Origin of the sequence: Actinoplanes sp. NPDC051633, assembly GCF_040681735.1 — a bacterium.
Taxonomy (GTDB): Bacteria; Actinomycetota; Actinomycetes; order Mycobacteriales; family Micromonosporaceae; genus Actinoplanes.
Genome location: NZ_JBFAZH010001502.1, coordinates 1 through 1,587, shown reverse-complemented (window position 1 = coordinate 1,587; position 1,587 = coordinate 1). Strand labels below are relative to the sequence as shown.

The following is a 1,587-nucleotide window of genomic DNA, read 5'->3' as shown; positions in this document are numbered from 1 at the left end:
GGACGAACCGGGCCAGCCCGGCGATCAGCCGGGCCGACTCGATCCGCCACACCGCCGCGACGGTGTCGTTGACGTCGCTCGTCATTGCGGGGGGAAGTCCTCGGGGCCGAAGGTCTTGAGCACGTCGACCTCACCCTCCCAGCCGGGCCACAGATCGCGGTGCGCCTTCACGAAGCGCGACGCCCACTCGACCGCCTCGGCCTTGTCCCGCACCTCGTAGAGCGCGTAGCTGATGATCTCCTTGGACTCGGCGAACGGCCCGTCGGTGACGCTCAGCTCGCCACCGCTCAGCTTGACCTGGGCACCGGCCGCGGACGGGGCCAGGCCGGACTGGTCCAGCAGGGCGCCGGCCGCGGTGGCGTCCTCGCCGAGCTTCATGATCGCCTCCATCAGCTCCGGCGGCGGCGGGCTCGCGGGCTGGGCGGCGCGGAGCAGGGTCAGGTACCTCATCGGATCTCCTCCAACTCGACTGCGTTCAACACGGTCACGTTCGGTCTCTCACCCAATAGCTCGAACGGCGGGGCGGGAAATCGACACGGCCGGCAAATAAGATCTTGGCGGTGACCTATCTGCTGTTTCCCGGGCGCCATCACGTGCTGACCCGCTTCCAGGCGTCGGTGCTGCGCTCCTTCTCCGATGCGACCGTCGTGTGGCCGGTGACCTCGGCGAACCATTCCAACACCAGGCGCAACCCGGTGCCCTATCACCGCCGGGAAGCGGCGATCGAGCACTTCAGCGTACGAGAGCAGCTGTCGTCGCTGGTCGTGCCCGTGTTCGACACCGCGCCCACCGACCGCTTCGCCGAGGTCACGCTGAAGAACGTGCTCGCCTCCACCGGGATCACCCTGACTCCGCGCGACACCGAGGTCGCGTGTTCGACGCCCTCCGTGGCGGCCATGTACGCAGGCCTCGGCTTCACGATCATTCCGGTCGAGGACGGCGTGGACCCCCGTCCGGACGGGCCCTGGGAGGTGCTGCTGCGGCTGGCCGCCGGCGACGAACAGTGGCGGCGGCTGGCCCACCCGGCGACCGTCGACGTGTTCGAGCGCTACCGGCTGACCGACCTGGTCCGCTCGGTGATGAACGACCCGGTGGTCGGCGACGAGGGCGGGCTGACCACGACCCGCGACTACCGGACCTACATCTCCGCTTTCTCCGACAGCGCAACGCGCAAGTGGGAGCAGGTCCGGTCGCTGGTCCGGCCGGGCCGGATCGTCGACATCGGCTGCGCCGCCGGGTCGATGCTGGAGCTGGCCGACCGCGAGCCGGCCCTGCGCGAGAGCGACCTGATCGGGGTCGAGGTGGCCCGGCACCTCTACGAGGAGTGTGTGCACAAGAAGGCCCAGGGCGTCTTCCGCAACGCCAACGTCTACTTCTACCGGCGCAACGTGCTGGGCGGGGCGGTGTTTCCGCCGCGGTCGGTCGACACGACGCTGACCTTCGCGCTCACCCACGAGATCTGGTCGTACGGGTCGCAGGCCGAGTCGGTGCGGGCCTTCGCCCGGGCGGTGTACGACCAGACCGTGCCCGGCGGGGTCTGGATCAACAGTGACGTGTGCGGACCGGCCGGTCCGAGCCGTCCGGTCC

General features: G+C 69.8%; 2 protein-coding genes. One reads left to right on the top strand and one right to left on the bottom strand.

Annotated elements, in window-relative coordinates:
* Nucleotides 1-81: 81 nt before the first annotated feature.
* A complete protein-coding gene (locus AB0M20_RS42535; protein WP_364307090.1) occupies nt 82-450 on the bottom strand; it encodes a YciI family protein in 369 nt (122 codons plus the stop codon).
* A 110-nt stretch (nt 451-560) separates the two neighbouring features.
* Between AB0M20_RS42535 and AB0M20_RS42530 the strand changes: the two genes are divergently transcribed.
* Nucleotides 561-1,587: class I SAM-dependent methyltransferase (locus tag AB0M20_RS42530; protein ID WP_364307088.1), on the top strand; the 1,027-nt coding region annotated here is incomplete at its 3' end.